Raw genomic sequence first — 1,405 nt, forward strand, 5'->3', positions numbered from 1 at the left:
CGCGCCCGCCTCCGCGACGCCTGGCCCCCCAGCAGCTGGCAGCCCGGCACGGAGGTAGCGCAGTCCCGCCACCGGCTGACGGTCCCCGCGGGCGAACGCCGCCGCGTCACCACCCGGCTGCGCCCCACCCGCCGCGGCGACCGCCGGGCGGACCGCGTCACCATCCGCTCGTACGGTCCCCTCGGCCTCCTCGCCCGGCAGGGCACCCACGAGGTCCCGTGGACGGTCCGCGTCCTGCCGCCCTTCACGAGCCGCAAGCACCTCCCCTCGAAACTGGCCCGTCTGCGCGAACTCGACGGCCGCACCAGCGTCCTGACCCGCGGTGAGGGCACCGAGTTCGACAGCCTGCGCGACTACGTCCCCGGTGACGACACCCGCTCCATCGACTGGCGCGCCACCGCCCGGCACTCGAAGGTCGCCGTACGCACCTGGCGCCCCGAACGCGACCGGCACATCCTGCTGATCCTCGACACGGGCCGCACCGCCGCGGGCCGGGTCGGCGACGCCCCCCGCCTCGACGCCTCCATGGACGCGGCTCTTCTCCTGGCAGCCCTCGCCTCCCGCGCCGGCGACCGGGTCGACCTCCTCGCATACGACCGCCGGGTACGCGCCCTGGTGCAGGGACGGGCCGCGGGCGACGTCCTTCCCTCCCTGGTCAGCGCCATGGCACACCTGGAACCGGAACTCGTCGAGACGGACTCCCGCGGCCTCGCCTCCACCGCGCTCCGCACGGCCCCGCGCCGCTCACTGATCGTGCTCCTGACCACCTTGGACGCGGCCCCCATCGAAGAGGGCCTCCTCCCGGTACTCTCCCGCCTCACCCAGCGCCACACGGTCCTGGTCGCCTCGGTCTCCGACCCGCACATCGAGCACATGGCGAAGGCGCGGGGGAACGTGGAGTCCGTGTACGAGGCCGCCGCCGCAGCCCAGGCCCAGGCGGAACGCCACCGCACCGCCGAACAACTGAGGCGCCACGGCGTCACGGTCGTCGACGCCACACCGGACGACCTGCCGCCGGCGTTGGCGGACGCCTACCTGGCCCTGAAGGCAGCGGGCCGACTGTAAAAAAGGGGAAGCCCTCATATGGGCTCCCCCTTTTTCCCTAAACCCCCCTGAACGCAAGAAAGCCCCCGCACCGAAGTGCGGGGGCTTCCCTATTCAATATTTGTTCGGCGGCGTCCTACTCTCCCACAGGGTCCCCCCTGCAGTACCATCGGCGCTGTGAGGCTTAGCTTCCGGGTTCGGAATGTAACCGGGCGTTTCCCTCACGCTATGACCACCGAAACACTATGAAACTCTCAACCGCACCATCACCGTGACCATGGCAATGGGGTTGTTCGTGGTTTCAGAACCAACACAGTGGACGCGAGCAACTGAGGACAAGCCCTCGGCCTATTAGTACCGG

The 1,405-nt window shown here is 70.5% G+C and carries 1 protein-coding gene and 1 rRNA gene; one reads left to right on the top strand and one right to left on the bottom strand.

Features of this window, described 5'->3' with window-relative positions; translation table 11 throughout:
* The coding region (locus FGF04_RS28600) for a DUF58 domain-containing protein (RefSeq protein ID WP_149514423.1) at positions 1-1,065 on the top strand (1,065 nt) is incomplete at its 5' end.
* Positions 1,066-1,167: 102 nt separating this feature from the next.
* Here the strand turns inward: FGF04_RS28600 and rrf are convergent.
* Positions 1,168-1,284 (bottom strand): 5S ribosomal RNA (gene rrf / locus FGF04_RS28605).
* Positions 1,285-1,405: the final 121 nt, after the last annotated feature.

Source organism: Streptomyces apricus (genome assembly GCF_008369065.1).
In the GTDB taxonomy this organism is placed as follows: Bacteria; Actinomycetota; Actinomycetes; order Streptomycetales; family Streptomycetaceae; genus Streptomyces; species Streptomyces apricus.